Here is a 21,054-nt window from a genome sequence, read left to right on the forward strand (position 1 = left end):
CCCTCGTGTGGAGCAGGAGCACCCCATGGCCGACGGAACAGACTCCGCCCGTACCTCCCTCAGTGCCGCACCGCCAGGCGGTCCGGCGTCCCCCGAGGAGAGCTATCTGGAGCGCCGCACCCTGCGGCGCGGCAGCGCGGGTCCGCTGCTGCTGACCGGCCTCGGCGTCGCCTACGTCGTCTCCGGTGACTTCTCCGGCTGGAACTTCGGACTGGCCGAGGGCGGCTTCGGCGGTCTGGCCATCGCCGCGGTGCTGATGGGCCTGATGTACACCTGCATGGTGTTCGCCCTGGCGGAGCTGGCGGCGATCCTGCCCACCGCGGGCGGCGGCTACGGCTTCGCCCGGCGGGCGCTCGGCCCCTGGGGCGGCTTCCTCACCGGTACCGCCATCCTCATCGAATATGTCCTGGCCCCTGCGGCGATCTCCATCTTCATCGGCGACTACGTCGAGTCACTGGGGCTGTTCGGGCTGGAATCGAGCTGGCCGGTCTATCTGGCGTGCTTCGTCATCTTCATCGGCATCCACCTGTGGGGTGTGGGCGAGGCCCTGCGGTTCAGCCTGATCGTCACCGCGATAGCCGTCACCGCGCTGCTGATCTTCGCCGTCGCCGCCTTCACCGACTTCGACTCCGCCTCGCTCAACGACATCAAGGTCGACCACTCCGCCTTCGGCTCCAACTCGTGGCTGCCGTTCGGTCTGCTCGGCATCTGGGCGGCGTTCCCGTTCGGCATGTGGTTCTTCCTCGGGGTGGAAGGGGTGCCGCTGGCCGCCGAGGAGACCCGCGACCCGGCCCGTACCCTGCCGAAGGCCATGGCCTGGTCCATGGGCATCCTGCTGCTGCTCGCCCTGATCACCTTCATCGCCGCCACCGGCGCCCGCGGCTCCGACGCGGTGCAGGGCGCGGGCAACCCGCTGGTCGAGGCGCTCCAGCCGGACGGCAAGGCCACCGTGCTCTCGCGCATCGTCAACTACGCCGGTCTCGCCGGTCTGGTGGCCTCCTTCTTCTCCCTGATCTTCGCCGGGTCCCGGCAGCTGTTCGCCCTCTCCCGCGCCGGTTACCTGCCCCGCTTCCTGTCCCTGACCAGCCGCCGCAAGGCCCCCTACCTGGGGCTGCTGGTCCCGGGTGCCATCGGGTTCGCGCTGGCCGCCTGGTCCGGCAACGGGGCCCGGATGCTCAACGTGGCGGTCTTCGGCGCCACCATCTCCTACGCGCTGATGTCGCTCTCGCACATCGTGCTGCGGCGCCGCGAACCCCATCTGGAGCGGCCCTACCGCACCCCGGGCGGCACGGTGACGTCGTCGATCGCCTTCGTCCTCGCCTGCTCGGCGCTGGTCGCCACCTTCCTGGTGGACAAGGACGCGGCGTTCATCGCCCTCGGCGTCTACGCGGTGGCGCTCGCCTACTTCGCCTTCTACAGCCGGCACCGTCTGGTGGCCGCGGCCCCCGAGGAGGAGTTCGCCGCGCTGGCGGAGGCCGAGGCGGAACTGTCCCGCGACTGAGCGGGCACGACCGAGAGAAAGCGACCGAGAGAAAGCGACCGAGAAAGAGGATGTCCCCGTTGTCCAAGCCCCTGATCGGCATCAGCACCTATCTGGAGTCCTCGGCCCGCTGGGGTGTGTGGGACCTCCCGGCGGCACTGCTGCCCGTCGGCTACCACCGGCTGGTGCAGCAGGCGGGCGGACTCGCCGCGATGCTGCCGCCCGACGAGGACCCGGAGGCGGCGGCCCGCGTCGTCTCCCGCCTCGACGGGCTGGTGATCTCCGGCGGGCCGGATGTGGAACCGGTGCGCTACGGCGCCGAACCCCATGAGCGCACCGGCCCGCCAGCGCGGGAGCGCGACACCTGGGAGCTGGCGCTGATCGAGGCCGCCCTCGCCGCGGGCACCCCGCTGCTGGGCATCTGCCGTGGCCACCAGCTGCTGAACGTGGCGCTCGGCGGCACGCTGATCCAGCACCTGGACGGCCACGCGGGGGCACCCGGGGTCTTCGAACGCCATCTGGTGCAGCCGGTGCCGGGGACACTGCTCGGCGAGGTACTGCCGGAGCCGCTGTCGGTGCCGACCTTCCACCACCAGGCGGTGGACGAACTGGGCAAGGGCCTGGTGGCCTCGGCGTACGCGGCGGACGACGGCATGATCGAGGCCGCCGAGCTCCCCGGGGCCGACCGGTTCGTCCTCGGGGTGCAGTGGCATCCGGAGGCGGGCGACGACCTGCGGGTCATGCAGGCGCTGGTCGCGGCGGCCCGGTGAACCGGGGCATTCGCCCGTCTGTTCTGCCGGTGGGCCCCTCACGAGGGGCCCACCGGCAGAACAGGACCTAGGAGTTGACCTCGTAGGGGTCGCCGTAGACGCTCCACTTCAGCGGCGGCGCCAGATCGAAGTTCCGCTCGTCGAGGAACTTCCGCTGCGCGGTGTCCACCCGGCTGGTGTCGCTGTGGGCCTCCTCGGCCCGCATGGCCTCCTTGCGGGCGTCGAGGAAGGCATGGAGGTACGTGGCCTCGTCGCCGCCCTGGGCCGGGGTCCTGGCCTGGCGCATCGCGGCCTTGCGGATACCGCCGAAGCTGTGGGCGCCGTCGCCGGGGCCGTGCATCACCGTGGCGTCGTAGTAGATGAACTGGCCGAGCGCGCCGATGCCGTCGTCCTTGCCCCGCTGGACCGAGGGGGTGAAGTAGACGCGGTCGCGCTCGTGTTCCTGGGCGTCACGGAACACTTCGTCGGCGGCGGCCTTCTTCCAGTCCCAGGTGAAACCGGGGTCCAGACCGTCGTGGGAGTCGCTTCCGTCGACCTCGCGCAGCGCGGGCAGGTACGTCGCCAGGACGTTGTCCGGCTTGCGCAGGGTGTAGTACTCAACGAGGTCGAGCATGTCGCCGGTGCCGGAGCAGAAGCCGATGAGGCCGCCGGTGTAGCCGCGGCCGTCGTCGATGTCCTCGATGTAGCCGAACTGGGCACGCCAGTCCAGGGAGGAGTTCTCGGCACTGGAGACCAGCTTCATGGCGATCTCCTTCCTGGCCGGGTCGTCCAGCCCGACCGCGGACGTGGCACCGGCCTTGTGGGCGGAGTGGTGCCCACGGGCGGCGGGCGGCTTGCCGGACTCCGGCCCGGATCCGCAACCGGTGAGGACGAGGGCCACCGGTACCGCCACGGCCGCTGCCGCGGCGGCGAGGCCGATGCGCTGGGACATGAGGACTCCGTTCCGTTCCCTGACGACCGGGGGTGGGACGTACGAGGGCCCGTTGCGGTCGCATCACCGCAACGGGCCCTGTCGCTACAGGAATTGGGCGCAGGTCATGGCTGCGGGACCGGGACGGCGGGATCGGTGCCGCCGGTGGTGCCCGCAGGCGCCGGGAGCTCCGTGGAGACCGCCGTGGTGTCCGGCGCACCGGCCGCGGGCCGGGCCGCGATCGCCCGCCACCAGTAGTCCAGCGGCAGTCCGCGCTCCGGTTCGAAGGGCAGCCCCGGCCGCGGAACGGCCACCGAGGCCCCGGCGGCCTCGGCCGCCGTGACCGTGCCCTCGGCGGGCTCCTCCCATGGATGCGGGGCGAGGTTGAAGGTGCCCCAGTGGATCGGCAGCATGATCCCGCGCGTGGGCTCACCGCCCTGGAGGTCCAGATGCGCGCGCATGCCCTCCTCGGGGGTCATATGGATGTCCGGCCAGAACTCGCTGTACGCGCCGATCTGGATCATGGTCGCGTCGAACGGCCCGTAGGCCGCGCCGATCTCCGCGAAACCGGAGAAGTACCCGGTGTCCCCGCTGTGGTAGACGCGGTGCTCGGGCCCGGCCACCACCCAGGACGCCCACAGCGTGTGCTGGGTGTTGCGCAGGGCGCGGCCGCAGAAGTGGCGGGCGGGGGTGGCGGTGAGTGTCAGCCCGGCGACCTCGGTGGACTCGTGCCAGTCCAGCTCGGTCACCCGGTCGGCCGGAACGCCCCAGTGCTCCAGGTGGGCGCCGACGCCGAGCGGGACCACGAACCGGGTGCCGGTGCGCACCAGCGCCCGGACGGTGGGCATGTCGAGGTGGTCGTAGTGGTCGTGGGAGATCACCACCGCGTCCACCGGGCCCAGCTCCCGCAGCGGCACCGGCGCCGGATGCAGCCGCTTGGGGCCCAGATGGGCGAAGGGCGAACAGCGGCTGCCCCACACCGGATCGAACAGCACCCGGCGGCCGTCGATCTCCGCGAGCACGGTGGAGTGGCCCATCCAGGTCAGCCGCAGCCCCGAGGCGGGCGGCACGGCCAGGTCGGCGAGGGTGGTGGGATGGACCGGCACCGGACCGGCCGGGGCCCGGCGGATCCGCTCCTCCTTGCGGAAGTACGTGGGGAGGAACGCCAGCATGGAACCGGACGGCCGGGTGCGGGCACCCTCCGGATTGACGAAGACGCCGTCCCGGAAATTCGGCGACCGGCGGATGCGCTCCATCCGCTCCCCGGCCGGATCCGCCCCGAAGGCGGCGGGGCGCAGGGCGGCGGCGAGCCGGGAACGGTGCGGACGGGAGCCGGTCACTGGACCTCCAGGGTGAGGGGGTGGCGGGTCACCCCGCGGCCTGCGCGGGTGCGCTGCTGTACTGCAATAACACAACTCACTCGACGGGTGCTGTTGTTCCTGGTGCCGTGAAGGACAGCTCCAGGTGGTCCTCCACCGGCCGGTATCCCAGCCGCTGGTACAGGGCGTTGCTGGTGGGGTTGGCCAGATCGGTGAAGAGCAGCACCTCCTGGGCGCCGGCGTCCCGCGCCGACCGGCTCACGGCGGCGGTGGCGGCCCCGGCGTACCCGCGTCCACGCAGCTCAGGCGGGGTGTAGACCCGGACGACCCGGACCATGCCGGCCTCCGTCCGGCTGGCCGTCGCCAACGAGACCGGTGCGCCGTCCACCTCCCAGAGGGTGATCCCGCCGTCGCTGAGCCGGTCGTCCACCGCGCGGGAGACGTCGCCGCCGTGCGTGCCGACTTCACCCGCGAACGCCTCGTACCAGCTCAGCACCAGCGCGCGGTCGGCGGCGGTGGCCGCCCGGGCCCGCCCGGGCGGCGCGGGATCGGGCGGGGTCAGGGCGCCCAGCCGGTAGAGCCGATGGGTCTGCTCCACCGCGGCGCCGGCCCCGGTCAGCCGCTCCCAGGCGGTGGCGAAGGTCTCGGCGGTACGCCGTCCGGTGTTCACTCCGGTGACCGGTGGCAGCGGGCCGTGCGCCGCGCCGGGCTCCGCCAGGACGCGGGCCAGCTCCTCCGCGGCCTCGTCGGGCAGCGGGGAGAGCACCAGCGGATAGGGCGGGGTGCATAGGAACGCCCCGCCGACGGATCCCTCCCCGTCTCCCCCGGCCCCCGGCTCCGGCCGCCACCAGCCGTAGCGGGGCGGCCGCTCCCCGTACCGGCCGCTGCCCGCCGCCGCCAGCGAGGCGGCCACCGTCAGCAGGACGGTGTGCTCGGCCGGGCGTCCCCGCAGGAAGCCGCCCGCCGCGGCCAGGAACGCGTCCAGGTCGTCCGTCGTCGTCCATGTCATGGGCTCCAGGCTGGCCCGCGCCCCTCCGCCGGCGCACCCCGTTTTCCGCCGGGGCCAGGCCACCGCCCATCGGTGCCTACGCTGGAAGACGTGACGCGGCCCACATCCGTCCGTGTCACATCCGGCGCGGGGTGCTCCGTCGTACGTGTGGAAGGGCGGCAGCGACCGCCGCGGCACCACGGCCCCGTACGGAGGCACCCCCTATGTCACGCATCTCGCTCACCCCGCGCCGCACCCTCTTCTACCGCGCCATGGAGTGGTACTCGAAGCGCACCTACGGGAAGGTCCTGGACCCGGGCAAGGCACTCGCCCACAACCAGCGTGTGCTCTTCAGCTACACGCGCTTCGAGCAGTCGCTGAGCAAGTGGAACTCCCTTGACCCCGGGCTCAAGGCGCTCGCCGAGATGGCCTCGGCCGCCTCCATCGGCTGCTCCTGGTGCATGGACTTCGGCTACTGGGTCAGCCGTGGCCAGGGCATCGACGACCGCAAGCTGCACGATGTGCCGATGTGGCGGGAGAGCGATGTCTACACCCCGCTGGAGCGGGACGTGATGGAGTACGCCGAGGCCATGACCGCCAACCCGCCCACCGTGGACGACGCCCTCGTGGAGCGGCTGCGCCGGAACCTCGACGAGGCGCAGCTCGTCGAGCTGACCGCGATGGTGGCGGTGGAGAACCTCCGCTCGCGGATCAACTCGGCGCTCGGGCTGACCAGCCAGGGGTTCAAGGACAGCTGTGACCTCCCGGCCGCCCCGGGCCCCGCCGCCGGTCAGGTCTCCCGCTCCGGCGCATAGGCGTCCGCGTCCAGTCCGAAGGTCCAGGCCACTCCCTCCCGGGCGGTCGCCACCCGCGGTGGTACGCGCAGCCAGTAGGTGCGGTGCGTACCGTCCGGCTCGGGGGTGGAGTTGACCACCTCCACCATCGCCACCGGTTCGTCGTCGGGGAGCTGGATACGCCACAGCACACCGGTCGCGTCGCGGTGCACCGGCTCGGCGCCGGATTCGGCGAGATAGCGGTCGTAGCCGTAGGACTCCAGCATCACCCGGCGCAGCTCGGCGTTCTCCTCGGTGCGGATGCGGTCCGGGGTGAGCTCGCCGAGCTGCCTGAGGAAGTCGGCGGGCACCGGCATACCGCGCCAGGCGTGCAGCGCGAAGCCGTCGGGGAAGGCGAGCGCGGGTCCGTCGGCGCGGTCCAGCCGTCCGGCCTCGTCGCGGTGCAGCTCCACCGGCCGCTCGGAGATGATCACGGCCTTCTCGTAGGGCCACCACCATCCGGCGGCGCGGGCGACCGCGGCCACCCCGGCCAGCGGATCGGATCCGGCGCCGCCCGGGTCGGCGCTGACCGCGGCCAGCCAGGGCGCGTCATGCTGCCCGGCCACGGCCTCCAGCGCGGCGAGCCGCACCTCCGGCTCCGCCCGGCCCGAGCCCTCGGTGAGGGTTTCGGTCAGCCCGGTGCGGATGCGCTCGGTGAGCCCGCGGGTGATGTCCCACAGCGGCGCGGCCGTACGGGCCCAGCGCTCCGCCCAGCCGGACGGGCCGAGGGCGGTGAGGAGTTCACGCCGGACGCGCTCCCAGGGCAGGGTGCGCACCGCCTCCCGCACCGAGGCGCCCGCGGCCCCCGGCTCCGGCCGCACTCCGGCCGCCGCCAGCGCGTTCGCCGCGCGCTCCGCGAACGGCCCGGGCAGCAGCTCCTGCCGTCCCGCCAGGAGGAGCGCGGCCGCCGTGCCCGCGAGCGGTGAGCCGACCCAGACGAACGCCTCCGGCGGGGCCAGCCCCGCCAACGCATACGCGAGCCGCACCCCGGCCTCGGCCGCCGCGCGGTCGGCCGGGCCGGTGGCGGCGGCCACCGCCCGCCAGTGGGCGGTCCGTTCGGTGTCCGCCGCCTCGCCCCCGCCGTTCACCGGCCCCGTCGCTTCCTTCGTCACCGTGGTCATCGGTCGCTCCCCCGCTCTCAGTCGGCCACGACGCGTACGGCGCCCGGCGTGTACTCCCGCTGGCGCACCACGCGGTACCACCCCTTGGGCAGCGGTATCGCGGCGTGCTCCTCGTGCACCACCCGCCCGCCCTCGGGGAGATGGAGGTACGCGACGCCGAACGCGCCCGGCTCGCGCACCAGCGTGCCCGGTCCGATCACCGCGTGGGCGTGTCCGGTCACCTCGCCGAGGGCCAGCACCAGCCGCCCCCGGCCGTCCCTCGGCACCGCGGGCAGGGTGCCGGTGCCCGGCGGCAGCTCCTCCGGTGTCACCGGCACGATCAGGACGTCCCCCTGTCGGTACATGCTCTTCCCCTCGGCGCAGCGGTCGGTGGCCCACCGGACGCCATGGCCCGGTCGGTGGTCAGGACGCTAGGGCAAGGGTCTGACAACGTCCGCCGACCCGGCTGTCGGTGACGCTTGGTAGAACTCTTCGCACACGCCATCCGGCGTCGCGTATCCGCTCGACCGCCCCAGGAGACCCCCCATGCCCGACCTCGAGGAACTGCACGGCCTCCCGGCCTTCGACTTCCCGTCCGAGGAGGAGCGAGCCACCCTGCCCGAACCCGACAGCGTGGCCTGGCGGTTCTGTGCCAACCCGTATCACGACGAGGACGAGGACTACGGCCCGCTGTTCCAGCGGTTCCTGGACACGGTGGACGTCTCCCGGGTACGCGCGGTGATCACCAGCGTCTGGGGGGAGTACGGCGACGACTCCCGCTCGGTCATCGATCCGCTGATCGCGGCGAAGGACCGGTTCACCTCCCTGGAGGCGCTGTTCATCGGCGATATCGAACCGGATGAGCAGGAGATCTCCTGGATCGAGCAGTCCGATGTGTCCCGGCTGCTCGGCGCCTTCCCGGACCTGGTCGAGCTGGGCGTACGCGGTGGCAACGGGCTGGAGTTCGCGCCGGTCACCCATGAGCGGCTGCGCAGGCTGCGCTTCGAGACCGGCGGGCTGCCCGGTGAGGTGGTGCGCGGGGTCGGCGGCAGCACCCTGCCCGCTCTGGAGCACCTGGAGATGTGGCTGGGCATCGACGAGTACGGCGGTGACGCCACGGCCGCCGATGTCGCACCGCTGCTGGCCGGCGGCCGGTTTCCGGCCCTGCGCCATCTGGGCCTCCAGAACAGCGAGATACAGGACGAGATCGCGGCCGCCGTGGCCGCGGCGCCCGTCGTCGCCCAGCTGACCTCCCTCGACCTGTCCATGGGCATCCTCACCGACACCGGCGGCCAGGCGCTGCTGGAGGGCCAGCCGCTCACCCACCTCTCCCGCCTCGACCTCGACCACAACTTCTTCTCGCCCGCCATGGCCCAGCGGCTGCGGGACGCCCTGGAGCCGTCCGGGGTGCGGGTGGAGCTGGACGAGCGGGGCGATGAGGACGAGGAGGGGGACCAGGTCTTCCGGTACACCGCGGTCGCCGAGTGACCGGAGCCCCCGCCCCCGGCGATGACGAGAGGAGTACCGCCATGCCGCCGTCCGTGCCGGGGCCCGGCGACGGTGTCCGGTTCGCGGTGATCGGCAATCCGCGCAACCGCCGGGTGGAGATGTTCACCGAGGCGGCGCGGAGCGCCGGGCTGCCCGCGCCCCGGGTCCTGCCGTGGCACGACGTGCTGTGCGACGGACCGGAGTTCCACCGCGGGGAGACCGTGCGAATCGACTCCCCGGGCGAGGACGACGAGGTGGAGTGGCTGCTGCGCGGTACCTCCGATCCGACCCGGGTGGAGGGCACCGGCCGCTGGTACGCGCGGTTCACCGAGTCCGTACGGGGCATCGGGGCGGCGGCGCGCACGGCGGGCGCGGCCTTGCTGGACGATCCGGCCGAGCTGGCCGTGCTGTTCGACAAGCGGCTGTGCCACGGGGTGCTGGACGGGGCGGGGGTGCCCGTACCGCCGTCGCCGACGTCGGGGCCGCAGGCACCGCCGGTGCGCGACTGGGAGGAGGTGCGGACCATGCTGGGCAGCTCCGGGCTGCGGCGCGCGTTCGTGAAGCTGGCGCACGGCTCGTCCGCGTCCGGGGTGCTCGCCGTGGAGACGGCGGGGCCGGGGCGGGTGCGGGCCACCACCTCCGTGGAGCTCACCGAGGACGGCCGGCTGTTCAACTCGCTGCGGGTGCGCCGGTACGGCACCGAGCGGGAGGTCGCCGCGATCGTCGACGCGCTGGCACCCGACGGACTGCATATCGAGCACTGGCTGCCCAAGGCGTCCCAGGACAAGCGGGCGGCGGATCTGCGGGTGGTGGTGGTCGGCGGCCGGGCCACCCATGCCGTGGTGCGCACCAGCCGCTCCCCCATGACCAATCTCCATCTCGGCGGAGTGCGGGGCGATCTGGCCGCCGCCCGCGCCGCCGCCGAGGCGGCCGGGGTGGCGTGGAGCACGGTGCTGGGCACGGCGGAGCGCGCCGCGGCCCGCTTCCCCGGCACCCTGTGCGTGGGGGTGGATCTGCTGCCCACCACCGGCTGGCGCCGCTTCGCGGTCGGCGAGGTCAACGCGTTCGGCGATCTGCTGCCGCGGCTGACCGGACTGCCCGGCAGCGGGGCCGAGGGCCTGGACACCTACGCCGCACAGATCGCCGCCGTGGTGCGCACCCGCGCGGACGGCATCCGCGCCCACTGGAACGACCCCGAGGAGCACCCCCGCGATGCCACTGGCTGAACCGGATATGAACCAGGTGGTGGGCAGCCATGACCTGCTGCTGATCACTCTCGACACCCTGCGGTACGACGTGGCGGCCGAACTGGCCGCCGCGGGCCGGATCCCGCATCTGGCCCGCCATCTGCCCGATGGGATCTGGGACGAGCGGCACGCCCCCGGCAGCTTCACCTACGCCTCCCACCAGGCGATGTTCGCCGGTTTCCTGCCCACTCCGGTGGCTCCGGGACGGCACCGGCGGCTGTTCGCGGCCCGGTTCGCGGGCAGTGAGACCACCGCGGAGGGCACCTATGTCTTCGACACCCCGGACCTGGTGTCGGGGCTGTCCGCCGCCGGGTACCACACGGTGTGCGTCGGGGGCGTCGGCTTCTTCAACAAGCAGGGCGCGCTGGGATCGGTGCTGCCGGGACTCTTCCAGGAGAGCCACTGGGAACCGGAGTTCGGCGTTCCGTCGCCGACCTCGTTCGAGGCGCAGGTGGCCTGTGCCGAGAAGGTCATCTCCGGGCTCGATCCGGAGCGACGGCTCTTCCTGTTCCTGAATGTGTCGGCACTGCACCAGCCCAACTGGTTCCATCTGCCCGGCGCCACCCGCGACAGCGGTGACACCCGCGACTCCCACGCCGCCGCGCTGGAGTACGTGGACCGCCACATCGGCCGTCTCCTGGCCGCCGTGGGCGGCCGGGGGCCCGCGTTCGCGATCGTCTGCTCCGACCACGGCACGGCGTACGGCGAGGACGGCCACACCGGCCACCGGATCGGCCATGAGGTCGTCTGGACCGTGCCGTACACCCACTTCTTCCTCGAGGCCCGATGAACCCCGGCACCATCGCTTCCGCGCCCGTCCGCCCCTACCAGGCGTATGTCTACGCCTATCCGCACAAGACCGCGTACCGGCCGCTGGCCGGACGGCCCGCTCTGCGCGATCTGTGGGCGGACGAGCCGAAGGACGCGCTCTCGCTCTATCTGCACATCCCGTTCTGCGAGGTGCGCTGCGGCTTCTGCAATCTGTTCACCCGGATCGGCGCGCCCGAGGGGCTGACCACGGCCTACCTCGACGCGCTGGAGCGCCAGGCCGGGGCGGTGGCCGACGCGCTGGGCGAGGGGGCCCGTTTCGCGGGCGCGGCCTTCGGCGGCGGCACTCCGACCTTCCTGGAGGCGCCCGAGCTGGAGCGGCTGTGCGATATCGCCGAGCGGCGGATGGGCGCCGATCTGCGGGCCGTCCCCCTGTCGGTCGAGGCCTCCCCGGCCACCGCCACCGCCGACCGGCTCGCGGTACTGGCCCGGCGCGGCACCACCCGGCTGAGCCTGGGGGTGCAGAGCTTCGTGGACGCCGAGGCCCGCTCGGCGGTGCGGCCGCAGGCCCGGGCCGATGTCGAGGCGGCGCTCGGCCGGATCCGGGAGGCCGGGATCCCGGTGCTCAACATCGACCTCATCTACGGCATCGAGGGGCAGACCGAGCACAGTTGGCGGCATTCCCTGGACGCCGCCCTGGCCTGGCACCCCGAGGAGCTGTACCTCTACCCGCTGTATGTCCGTCCGCTGACCGGACTCGGCCGCAAGGGCGTCCCGGAGACCGACGCGGAGTGGGACGCGCGGCGGCTGCGGCTGTACGCCCTCGGCCGTGACCACCTGCTGGCCCGGGGCTATGAGCAGGTGTCCATGCGGATGTTCCGCCGCGCGGACGCGCCCGCCACCGGGGGCGGTGACCACGTCTGCCAGACCGACGGCATGATCGGCCTGGGCTGCGGCGCCCGCTCCTACACCTACGGTCTGCACTACTCCTTCGACTACGCCGTCGACATGCGGCAGATACGCGGCATCATCGACGACTACGTGTCCCGGCCCGCGGCCGACTTCGCCCGTGCCGAGCACGGCCGCGCCATGACGGGCGACGAGACGCGCCGCCGCCATCTGCTGCAGTCGGTGCTCCAGGCCGAGGGGATGCCGCTGGAGGACTACCGGACCCGGTTCGGCGGCGATCCGGCCGAGGACTTCCCGGCCGAGCTGGCACGGTTCGCGGAGCGCGGCTGGCTGGACCCCGCCGCCGGACCGGACCGGCTGCGGCTGTCGGCGGAGGGGCTGGCGCACTCCGACGCGCTGGGCCCGGAGCTGTTCTCACCCGCGGTACGCGCCGATATGGCCGCGTACGACCTCAAGTGACGGAGCACGGCATGGATCTGACCATCCTGTACCGGGGTCCGCTCACCTCGTGCGACTACGACTGTCCGTACTGTCCGTTCGCCAAGCGCCGGGACGATCCGCGGCGGCTGCGGGCGGACCGGGCGGCGCTGGAGCGCTTCACCGCGTGGGCGGCGGAGCGGACCGGTGACCGGCTCTCGGTGCTGTTCACCCCGTGGGGCGAGGGGCTGGTGCGCTCCTGGTACCGGGAGGCGCTGATCGGGCTGAGCCATCTGCCGCATATCCGGCGGGTGGCGATCCAGACCAATCTCAGCGGCCGCACCGGCTGGACGGAGCGGGCCGATCCGGACACCCTCGCGCTGTGGTGCACCTACCATCCGGGCCAGACGCCGTACCCCCGGTTCCTGGCCAAGTGCCATGAGCTGGACGGACGCGGGGTGCGGCACAGCGTGGGCATCGTGGGGCTGCCGGAGCACCTCGACGCGGCGCGCCGGCTGCGGGACGACCTCCCGGAGCGGGTCTATCTGTGGGTGAACGCGGCCGAGGGCCACACCTACACCGACGCCGAGGCGGCCCGGTGGACCGCGCTGGACCCGCTCTTCGGCTACAGCCGCCATCCGCACCGCAGCGCCGGTCTGCCGTGCCGGACCGGCGCCTCGGTGATCTCGGTGGACGGCGACGGCACGGTGCGCCGCTGCCACTTCGTCACCGAGGAGCTGGGCAACCTCTACGACGGTTCGTACCGCGAGGCGCTGCGCCCCCGCCCGTGTCCGCTGACCCGGTGCGACTGCCACATCGGCTATGTGCACCTGGAGTCGCTGCCGCTGTACGACGTGTTCGCGGGCGGGGTGCTGGAGCGGATCCCGGCCGGCTGGACCGGGCCCGCCGCCCCGGGAGGTCAGCCCTTGCGGCCCACCCCGCCGTAGACCCCGATGGGGCCGCGCCGTTCGGGGTCGCCGGCGGCCGGACCCGGCCGCCATCCGGGCACCCTCACCAGGCCCGGTTCGAGCAGGTCCCAGCCGTCGAAGAACGGCCGGATCTCCTCGTGGCGGCGCAGGCTCAGCCGGGCGGTGGACTTCCGGTAGACCTCGTCGGCCACCTGGTTGCGGCCGTGGAAGTCGGCGGTGCCGTGGCTGATCACCAGATGGCTGCCCGGGGCCACCGACCGGGTCAGGGCGGCGACGATCCCGGCGGGGTCCTCCTCGTCGGTGACGAAGTGGAGCACCGCGACCAGCAGCAGCGCCACCGGCCGTGAGAAGTCGATCAGTTCCCGGACCACCGGTTCGGCGAGGATCTTCTCCGGGGTCCGGACGTCCCCGACCACGAAGCCGGTGCCGGGGGTGCCGGTCAGCTTGACGTCGGCGTGGGCCGCGACGATCGGGTCGTTGTCGACGTACACCACCCGGGTGTCCGGGGCGATCCCGCGTGCCACCTCATGGGTGTTGGGCGAGGTCGGTATCCCGGTCCCGATGTCGATGATCTGCCGGGCCCCGTCCGCCACCACGGCACGTACCGCCCGCGCCATGAAGTCACGGTTGGCGCGGGCGCTGTCGACGATGTCCGGTGAGACCGCGATGATCCGCTCGGCGGCCTCGCGGTCGGTCTCGTAGTTGTCCCGGCCCCCCAGGTAGTAGTCGTACATCCGGGCCGGATGCGGTCTGCTGGTGTCGATCTCCTCGGCGGAGAATCGCAGGTCGGTCACACCATTCCCCCTCAAGGCCCCCATGGGCCGCGATCAGGCGTCACAGAAGCAGGAAGTCGGCCTCCCCGGCCTTCGCCCCCTGGATGAAGCGTTTCATCTCACAGTGGGTGTAGATGAGTGCCGGGCCGTCGGGATCGGTCGACTGACGCAGCGCCACCCGTCCGTCCTTGAGCCTCATCGCTTCGACGCAGCTTCCCCCGTTGCCACCGCTCCACGGCTTGTGCCAGCCCTCGCTGCCGAGGTCCCTCGCCGGCATACCGCTGTAGACACGGCTGTCGCATATGCGATCCATCGTTCAGATCTCCTTGCGAATGCCACTCAGAATGGCCTGAGTGGTCTGTGCAGGCGCGGCCTGCGCGCACATCCGGTCCAGGGCCTCCAGGAACGCCGAGACATCATCGCGGTGGTCGAAGTAGGAGCCGCTGACCAGCGTCTCCGTATACGCGATATCGGGCAGTTCCGGGATCGGGAACCGGAAGATATGGAAGGGGCCGTACATCGCCGGGTGCGGACCGGCGTCGAACGGCATGACCTGCAGCCGGACCTGCGGCGACTCCGCGGCCTCGATCAGCCGGGCGATCTGCGCCTGCATGGTGGCGGACCCGCCGATGGGGCGGCGCAGCACCGTTTCGTCCATGACGACCCACAGCATCGGCGGGTTGTCCCGGGTCAGCAGCTCCTGGCGCTCCATCCGCAGCGCGACGTTGCGCTCTATCTCGGACTCGGGGGCGTGCGGCATCCCGGCCCGGAGCACCGCGCGGGCGTAGTCCTCGGTCTGCAGCAGCCCGGGGATGTAGTGCGGTTCGTAGGCGCGGATCAGATTGGCCTCGACCTCAAGGCTGACGAAGGTGTTGAACCACTCCGGCAGCACATCGCGGAACCGGTGCCACCAGCCGTTCTTGTTGGCCTCGCGCGCGAGCGCGAGAAAGCCCTCCACCTCTTCGGGGTCGTCCACGCCGTAGGTGCGCAGCAGCTTCTCGACATAGGGGAGCTTCAGGCCGACTTCGGCCTTCTCCATCCGGCGGATGGTGGCATGGGTGACGTCGAGGGCGCGGCCGGCCTGTTCGAACGACAGCCCGGCCTTCTCGCGCAGGTCCTGCAGTCGCTTGCCGAGCACGACCCGCAGGACGGTCGGGGCTCCGCCCGCCCGCGCATCCGCCACTATCGTCCCCCTCCAAGTACCTTCACAGCACAGCAGTCTGGCATGGGCTCAGCTTCCCGAACAGCCTGCGCTTGCGATTCTGTAATTTACAGATTGAACCTTGCCATGCGCGAGTCTCACAGAGCATAGTGTCGACGTGGCTCCTTCCTACGAGGCTCTCCGGTTAGGGCGCGGCGGCACCATGGTCGCTTCGTGCCTCCAGGACGTGTTCTGTCTCCCGGCGCTGAGCACCTCCGTCGCGGAGGCAAGACGGCATGTCGTGTTCCGGTTGCGCTCATGGGGCGTGGTCGAGGACACCCGGGACAGCGCCGAGTTGGTGGTCTCCGAGCTGTTCACCAACGCCGTCCGCCACACCTCCAGCGAAGAGGTCCGCTGTTCCCTCCAGCTCATAGGCACCCGCCTGCGGCTGGAAGTGGCCGACCAGGGGTGCGCCCGGTCGGTGCCGCAGGCGAGGTCGGTAGGGGTCGACCAGGAGGGCGGCCGGGGGCTGATGCTGGTGGAGGCCCTGTCGGAGGCATGGGGGGTACGGGCCGAGCACGGCGGTACGGGCCGGGCCGTCTGGGCGTATCTGGCCTAGAGCCGCGCATCCGGCCGGGAAACGCGGGACCACCGCACGGGACGAGCGGTGCCGAGGGAATAGGGACAGCGACAGCGCCGCCGCGATGAGCGCGGCGCCAACGGGGGTCTGCCCCTATTCCTTCGGGACCACTCAGGGCCGTAGCGGCAACAGGTCGGGACGCTTGGGTTCGACGTGATCGCCCGAGGACTCCCCGCGCAGCCGTCGTCCGATCCACGGCACCAGATACTCGCGCGCCCAGTGGATGTTGTCCCGGCGCACCTCGGACGCACTGCGCTGCCCCTCCTCCGGCCACGGCTGGTCGGGGTCGGCCGGCACCGGAACACCGAGCACCTGACCGGCCCGCAGCGCCACCCGGGTGTGCCCGTCGGCCGACAGATGCAGCCGGTCGTCGTCCCAGGCGCGGCGGTCCTGGACCGAGCGCAGCGACCACAGGTCGAGCACCGGACAGCCGTAGCGGTCGGCGATGGCCCGCACATGGGCGGTGTAGGTCGCGATCTTGCCACGCAGATGGCGCAGCACCGGGACGCCCCGGGTGTCGAAACCGGTGCACAGCATCACCGTGCCGACGTTCGCCACCAGCTCGGAGACGGCCGTCTCATAGCGGGTGGCCACATCGTCGGGGTCACTGCCGGGCCGCAGGATGTCATTGCCCCCCGCGCAGAAGGTGACCAGATCGGGGCCGAGCTCGATCGCGCGGGACACCTGCTCCTCGACGATCCGGTCGAGGAGTCTGCCGCGCACGGCGAGGTTGGCGTAGCGGAAATCGTGCTGGGGCCGCTGGTCGGACAGCAGGACCGCGAGCCGGTCAGCCCATCCCACGAACACCCCGTCAGGACCGGGATCGCCGACGCCTTCGGTGAAGCTGTCGCCGACGGCTGCGTACGACCCGATCCCACCGTTGTTCACTATCTTCGAATCGTCTGCCACGTCAGGACATCATTCACCTCAATACGTGACCTACGCCATCGTAACCAGGGGTTGACGAGTGGTGATGTATACCACTAGTCAAATCCGTCGTAGGTGGAATACGGCGGCGTCGAGATCACCGCGCAGCCCGGTCCGCAGTCCCCGGTGGAGCAGCACCGCGCCCCGGTGGACCTCACCGGTGGTCCGGTCCTCGTAGCGGGCCGCCGGGTCCAGACCGCGCAGCCGCACCGGTGGCTGTGCCTCGCCGAAGTGCTGCGCGGGCAGCCAGGCCAGCACCACCGTCTCCTCGCCGCGGACGTACTGGACGGCGGTGAGCCGGTCGCCGTCCGGGGGCAGCAGCCGGTACAGCTCGCCGTGCTGGACGACCGGCCGCACCCGTTTGTAGAGCGCCACCCAGTCGCGGGCCTCGGCACGTTCGGCCTCGCTCCACCGCAGCAGGTCCCCGCCGATGCCCAGCACTCCGGCCATCGCACTGACGAAGCGGAAGCGCAGCGAGGAGACCCGGGCGTTGCCCATGGCGTTGGGGCTGTCGGTGACCCAGGCCGCCATCACCCGGGCCGGGTGAAGCTGGCCGAAGCCGTGCTGGATGGCGAGCCGGTCCAGCGGATCGGTGTTGTCCGAGGTCCACACCTGGTCGGTCAGGTGCAGAACGCCCAGGTCGATCCGGCCGCCGCCGCCCGCGCAGGATTCGAAGGCGACGTGGGGGTGGGCCGCGCGCAGCCGCCCCAGCAGGGTGTACAGCCCGTGGACGTGCTCGGCCCACAACCGTTGTGGGCAGCCGTCGCCGGGCCAGCCCGCGTCGGTGAAGGAGCGGTTGAAGTCCCATTTCACGTAGTCGACGGGGGCGCTGCGGAGCAGAGCGTCCATCGACTCCCACAGGTACGCGCGGACGTCGGGGCGGGCCAGGTTGAGGACGAGCTGATGGCGGAACTCGGTGCGGGTCCGGCCGGGGTGGTGCTGGACCCAGTCGGGATGGGCCCGGTAGAGGTCGCTGTCGGCGTTGACCATCTCCGGCTCGACCCAGATACCGAACCGCATCCCGTGCGCGCGCACCTCCTCGGCCAGCGGCTTCAGACCGTACGGGAAGCGGTCCGGGCTGGGGGTCCAGTCGCCGAGCCCGGCCCGGTCGCCCGTCCGCGCCCCGAACCAGCCGTCGTCGACGACGAACAGTTCCACGCCCAGGCCGGCGGCGATCCGGGCCAGTTCACGCTGCTGCCCCTCCCGGACGTCGAACCCGGTGGCCTCCCAGGAGTTGTAGAGCACCGGCCGCTCGGCACCGGCGTCCGGGATGACATGGGCCCGCTGCCAGGAGTGCCAGGCCCGGCTGGCGGCGCCGAACCCGCCGTCGGTCCACAGCCCCGCGAAGACCGGGGTGGTGAAGGACTCCCCCGGCGCCAACGTGAGCTGGCCGGAGTCGTCGTGGCCCATCCCGCCGACCACCTGGACCGCCCCGTCGGAGAGCCGCTGGACGGCGATCCGCCAGGACCCGGACCAGGCGAGCGCGCAGCCGTGGACCTCACCGCTCTCCTCGGTGGCGTCCCCGCCGTCCAGCGCCACCCAGGGCAGATGGTGGTGGCTGGTGTGGCCCCGGCGGCTGCCGATCACCTGCTCCCCGGGGGTGAGGAGGGTCCGGGCGATCCGGCTCTCGGCGGCCCAGCGCCCGTAGAGATGGGTCAGCCGCCGGCGGTCCCGGGCCGGCAGCGACCAGGCGGCGGAATCGGCGCGCAGTACGTCCAGCGGCGGGTGGTCCGCGGTGCCGGTGTGGACCAGGGTGGTCCACCGCTCCAGGACATCGCCGTCCTGGCGCATCCGGTAGTGAAGGGTGATCCCGAGGTGGTGCAGCGAATCGTGGAAGCGCAAGCCCAGGGTGTCGTCATCGGCGCCGCTCCCCTCGTAGCGCCACTCGGTGCCCCGCAGACCGGGGGTGCGTACGGACAGGGCGGGGCGGACGAAGCGGGGGCCGCCCTCGACCGGATACTCCTCGCGCCCGTCCAGCGGTGATTCGAAGCCCCGCTCCGGGGGTCCGGGCTCGGCGGCGAGGGCTTCGGCGTCCTCGACCGCGATCCGCGGGCCCCAGTGCAGATGGAGCAGCTCATCGTGGTCGGTGAGGTGCAGGGCATAGCTGCTGTGGCGTCCTGACAGCAGCCAGATCCGACCGTTTCCGCCGACATCGATCATCACACTTCCCCGCTTCTCAACAGGTGCCAACAGGATCAGGGAGGTGGCCCGGTACGGCAATGGCCCTGCGCGCTTCCACGGACTGATTGCCCTGGGAACACATGTCGTAGGGTCGGCGGAGCCCGCCCCGCCACCCGGAGGCGCCGAGGCGGCCGAACCCGAGGAGCGCCCGTGACGCAGCAGCCCCCGCAGGTCCCCCAGACCGAGGCCGCACTGGTGGGGGTACGGAACTTCCGCGATCTGGGCGGGCTGCCGGCCGCCGACGGGCGCCGGGTGCGCGAGGGTGTGCTCTTCCGCAGCGGCCACCTCGCCCACGCCACCGAGGAGGACACCGTCTTCCTCGACGCACTGAAGCTGCACACGGTCTTCGACTTCCGCAACGCGGCCGACATCAAGCTGGAGGGGCCGGACGTCACCCTGCGGGGCGTGCGCAACGTCAATCTGCCGCTGTCCGACCCGGCCGACGGCGCGGGGTTCTGGACCATGGTGCGCGAGGGCGACCTCAACACCCTGCGGAAGCTGCTGGACGAGGGGCGCGCCGCGCAGCGGATGATCAACTCCTACCGGGCCCTGATCACCGGCCGGCTCGATGAGCACGGCCGGATGCTCAGCGCCATCGCGGAGGACAGTTCACCGGTGCTGATGCACTGTTCCGCGGGCAAGGACCGGGCGGGTCTGTCGATCGCGGTGACCCTGCTCGCCCTCGGTGTGGAGCGGGACGTGATCGAGGCCGACTACCTGGAGTCGGCCGCCGCCCACCGCCGCTACAAGATCTGGCGCAAGGGCGGCGGCGAGGACACCATGGCACCGGAGGTGCTGGCGCTGCTGCTCCCGCTGTTCGACGCCCGCCTGGAGTACCTGGCGGCCGCGTTCACCACCATCGAGGAGACCTGGGGCGACCCCGAGCGCTACCTCTCCGAGGGGCTCGGGTTCACCGCCCCACAGCGCGAGCGGCTGCGGGAGCGGCTGCTCACCGGCTGACCGCACGGGGCACCGACGGGCCGGGCACGGTGGGGCCGGGGCTTCCCCGGCCCCCTGGTTCAGGTGCCCGGCCGGAGTCGCGGCACCGGCGCGAAGCGGCTCTCCGCACCCGCCTCGGGCTCGGTCACCCAGCCCGCCGCCAGCACCAGCCCGGTGGCGCGGTGCACGGCCAGGAAGCCGAACGGGCGGTCGTAGCTGACGCTGATCATCTTCGCCTTCTGCTGCGGTATCCCGCCCACCTCCATCGAGAACGCGGTCACGGCGGCGGCGAAGAAGCCCTCGCGGCTGAACGACGCCGTCATGGACTGGCCTCCGGAGGAGACCGCCAGCGGGACGTCGCTGATCCCGGGGAAGTGCCCCCGGGAGGCGTCCTGCGCGGACCGCAGCCCGAACACCTCGGCGTGGTGCAGCAGATCATGCTCGGCCCGCACGGTGAACTGCGGGGTGTTGAGCACCAACTGGGGTGTCGGGTCGAATCCGGTGACCTCATGGACCTCGACGCCGGGGCCCGCGGCGCCGAGCGGCAGTTGCGAACCGGGCAGCCCGGACCGTCCGACCGCGGTGATCGCCGCTTCCAGCACCTCGGCGCCGCCGACGTCCTCGCCACCGAGCACCAGATGCACATCCAGGCCGTTGTCACCCGCCACCCCGGAGAAGGTCAGCGGTCCGGCCGGGGTGTCCGGAACGACCTTGAGGGTGCCGTCCAGATCCGCGGTACGGCGGGTGAGTCCGGCGAGCGAGCGCTCGGCCCAGGGCCCGCTGGAGGGGTACATCCAGCCCACCCGGAACGGCTGCACCCACGTGGTCCTCAGCAACAGCGCACCGGCGAGGACCAGCACGGTGGCCGAGCTCAGCGGCACCGGCATCCGCGCGATCTCGCCCCGGGTCTGCCGGGACGCCCAGCCGTCCAGCTCCTTCCGGTCCCGATCGGCATCGCCGGTCAGCGCGCCGCGCGCCCCCGGCGGCAGCTCCGCCTCCCACTCGGGCCTGATGGGCAGGTCCTGACGGGTCCACAGCCCGGTGGCCGCGTCCACGCCGTCCATCGCGGCCAGCGTTCCGACGAGGTCACGGCCCAGCGCCGTCGCGCCGTCCGCGCTCACCCCGAGCGCGCCTTCCAGCTCGGCGCGGGCCGGGCCACCGGACCCGCCCGCCAGCAGGGCCAGCAGCGCCCACACCCCGGCGCCGGTGAAGACGGTGCCCTCGTCCGCCACGGCCTCCCGCGCCCAGCGCGCGCTCAGTGTGTTGACGGCCCGTATCGCGTGCGCGTCGAGCAT

The 21,054-nt window shown here is 72.3% G+C and carries 21 protein-coding genes; 10 read left to right on the plus strand and 11 right to left on the minus strand.

What is annotated here, in order from left to right; translation table 11 throughout:
- Positions 1–25: 25 nt before the first annotated feature.
- Positions 26–1,501, plus strand: a complete 1,476-nt coding sequence (eat, locus tag NMK44_RS13845) for an ethanolamine permease (RefSeq protein ID WP_254742411.1) — start codon at positions 26–28, stop codon at positions 1,499–1,501.
- 50 nt (positions 1,502–1,551) lie between these two features.
- On the plus strand, positions 1,552–2,250 hold the full coding sequence (locus tag NMK44_RS13850; protein ID WP_254742414.1) for a gamma-glutamyl-gamma-aminobutyrate hydrolase family protein: 699 nt from the start codon (positions 1,552–1,554) through the stop codon (positions 2,248–2,250).
- A gap of 67 nt (positions 2,251–2,317) precedes the next feature.
- On the opposite strand, the gene NMK44_RS13855 is transcribed toward NMK44_RS13850, so the two are convergent.
- The 3 genes from NMK44_RS13855 to NMK44_RS13865 form a co-directional block, all read right to left on the minus strand.
- Positions 2,318–3,181, minus strand: a complete 864-nt coding sequence (locus tag NMK44_RS13855; RefSeq protein ID WP_254742417.1) for a chitosanase — start codon at positions 3,179–3,181, stop codon at positions 2,318–2,320.
- 104 nt (positions 3,182–3,285) lie between these two features.
- Positions 3,286–4,500 carry an MBL fold metallo-hydrolase gene (locus NMK44_RS13860; protein ID WP_254742420.1) on the minus strand — a complete coding sequence of 405 codons (1,215 nt, stop codon included), beginning with the start codon at positions 4,498–4,500 and terminating at the stop codon, positions 3,286–3,288.
- Between the two features lie 76 nt (positions 4,501–4,576).
- Positions 4,577–5,488 carry a GNAT family N-acetyltransferase gene (locus tag NMK44_RS13865; protein ID WP_254742423.1) on the minus strand — a complete coding sequence of 304 codons (912 nt, stop codon included), beginning with the start codon at positions 5,486–5,488 and terminating at the stop codon, positions 4,577–4,579.
- Between the two features lie 203 nt (positions 5,489–5,691).
- Here NMK44_RS13865 and NMK44_RS13870 point away from each other — a divergent pair, with 203 nt between their 5' ends.
- Complete coding sequence (locus tag NMK44_RS13870) at positions 5,692–6,282, plus strand: carboxymuconolactone decarboxylase family protein (protein ID WP_254742426.1); 591 nt, start codon at positions 5,692–5,694, stop codon at positions 6,280–6,282.
- Here NMK44_RS13870 and NMK44_RS13875 read toward each other — a convergent pair.
- Together NMK44_RS13875 and NMK44_RS13880 are read right to left on the minus strand one after the other, a co-directional pair.
- Positions 6,258–7,421: a DUF6745 domain-containing protein gene (locus NMK44_RS13875; RefSeq protein ID WP_254742429.1), complete on the minus strand. Its 1,164-nt coding sequence runs from the start codon at positions 7,419–7,421 to the stop codon at positions 6,258–6,260. The two genes, NMK44_RS13870 and NMK44_RS13875, sit on opposite strands and share 25 nt — an antisense overlap.
- Before the next feature lie 17 nt (positions 7,422–7,438).
- The gene (locus NMK44_RS13880) at positions 7,439–7,765 is read right to left on the minus strand and encodes a DUF8820 family protein (protein ID WP_254742432.1); all 327 of its coding nucleotides are present in this window, start codon (positions 7,763–7,765) and stop codon (positions 7,439–7,441) included.
- Positions 7,766–7,946: 181 nt separating this feature from the next.
- On the opposite strand from NMK44_RS13880, the gene NMK44_RS13885 reads away from it, so the two are divergent.
- The 5 genes from NMK44_RS13885 to NMK44_RS13905 are packed head-to-tail and all read left to right on the plus strand — an operon-like array spanning position 7,947 to position 13,176.
- Positions 7,947–8,888 (plus strand): STM4015 family protein, encoded by a 942-nt coding sequence (locus NMK44_RS13885; RefSeq protein WP_254742435.1) that lies wholly within the window; start codon positions 7,947–7,949, stop codon positions 8,886–8,888.
- Between the two features lie 41 nt (positions 8,889–8,929).
- On the plus strand, positions 8,930–10,114 hold the full coding sequence (locus tag NMK44_RS13890; RefSeq protein WP_254742438.1) for an STM4014 family protein: 1,185 nt from the start codon (positions 8,930–8,932) through the stop codon (positions 10,112–10,114).
- A 7-nt stretch (positions 10,115–10,121) separates the two neighbouring features.
- Positions 10,122–10,925 carry an STM4013/SEN3800 family hydrolase gene (locus tag NMK44_RS13895; RefSeq protein WP_254742629.1) on the plus strand — a complete coding sequence of 268 codons (804 nt, stop codon included), beginning with the start codon at positions 10,122–10,124 and terminating at the stop codon, positions 10,923–10,925.
- A complete protein-coding gene (locus tag NMK44_RS13900) occupies positions 10,922–12,271 on the plus strand; it encodes an STM4012 family radical SAM protein (protein ID WP_254742441.1) in 1,350 nt (449 codons plus the stop codon). Before NMK44_RS13895 ends, NMK44_RS13900 begins: the two co-directional genes overlap by 4 nt.
- Before the next feature lie 11 nt (positions 12,272–12,282).
- Complete coding sequence (locus NMK44_RS13905) at positions 12,283–13,176, plus strand: STM4011 family radical SAM protein (RefSeq protein WP_254742444.1); 894 nt, start codon at positions 12,283–12,285, stop codon at positions 13,174–13,176.
- Here NMK44_RS13905 and NMK44_RS13910 read toward each other — a convergent pair.
- From NMK44_RS13910 to NMK44_RS13920, 3 genes are read right to left on the minus strand one after another with little or no spacing between them, the layout of a single operon-like run.
- Positions 13,149–13,976, minus strand: a complete 828-nt coding sequence (locus NMK44_RS13910; protein WP_254742447.1) for an SAM-dependent methyltransferase — start codon at positions 13,974–13,976, stop codon at positions 13,149–13,151. The genes NMK44_RS13905 and NMK44_RS13910 overlap by 28 nt on opposite strands.
- A gap of 16 nt (positions 13,977–13,992) precedes the next feature.
- Positions 13,993–14,244, minus strand: coding sequence for a DUF397 domain-containing protein (locus tag NMK44_RS13915; RefSeq protein WP_254742450.1), 252 nt, complete (start codon positions 14,242–14,244; stop codon positions 13,993–13,995).
- A gap of 3 nt (positions 14,245–14,247) precedes the next feature.
- On the minus strand, positions 14,248–15,114 hold the full coding sequence (locus NMK44_RS13920; RefSeq protein ID WP_254742453.1) for a Sco1979 family transcriptional regulator: 867 nt from the start codon (positions 15,112–15,114) through the stop codon (positions 14,248–14,250).
- Between the two features lie 136 nt (positions 15,115–15,250).
- On the opposite strand from NMK44_RS13920, the gene NMK44_RS13925 reads away from it, so the two are divergent.
- On the plus strand, positions 15,251–15,691 hold the full coding sequence (locus NMK44_RS13925; RefSeq protein ID WP_254742456.1) for an ATP-binding protein: 441 nt from the start codon (positions 15,251–15,253) through the stop codon (positions 15,689–15,691).
- A 132-nt stretch (positions 15,692–15,823) separates the two neighbouring features.
- Here NMK44_RS13925 and NMK44_RS13930 read toward each other — a convergent pair whose 3' ends face one another.
- Together NMK44_RS13930 and NMK44_RS13935 are read right to left on the minus strand one after the other, a co-directional pair.
- Positions 15,824–16,621 (minus strand): SGNH/GDSL hydrolase family protein, encoded by a 798-nt coding sequence (locus tag NMK44_RS13930; protein WP_254742459.1) that lies wholly within the window; start codon positions 16,619–16,621, stop codon positions 15,824–15,826.
- 78 nt (positions 16,622–16,699) lie between these two features.
- A complete protein-coding gene (locus tag NMK44_RS13935) occupies positions 16,700–18,799 on the minus strand; it encodes an alpha-galactosidase (RefSeq protein WP_254742462.1) in 2,100 nt (699 codons plus the stop codon).
- Positions 18,800–18,970: 171 nt separating this feature from the next.
- Between NMK44_RS13935 and NMK44_RS13940 the strand changes: the two genes are divergently transcribed.
- A complete protein-coding gene (locus NMK44_RS13940) occupies positions 18,971–19,780 on the plus strand; it encodes a tyrosine-protein phosphatase (RefSeq protein ID WP_254742465.1) in 810 nt (269 codons plus the stop codon).
- A gap of 59 nt (positions 19,781–19,839) precedes the next feature.
- Here NMK44_RS13940 and NMK44_RS13945 read toward each other — a convergent pair whose 3' ends face one another.
- A complete protein-coding gene (locus tag NMK44_RS13945) occupies positions 19,840–21,054 on the minus strand; it encodes a serpin family protein (protein WP_254742468.1) in 1,215 nt (404 codons plus the stop codon).

The sequence above is a fragment of the Streptomyces cucumeris genome (assembly GCF_024295805.1).
Lineage (GTDB): Bacteria > Actinomycetota > Actinomycetes > Streptomycetales > Streptomycetaceae > Streptomyces > Streptomyces cucumeris.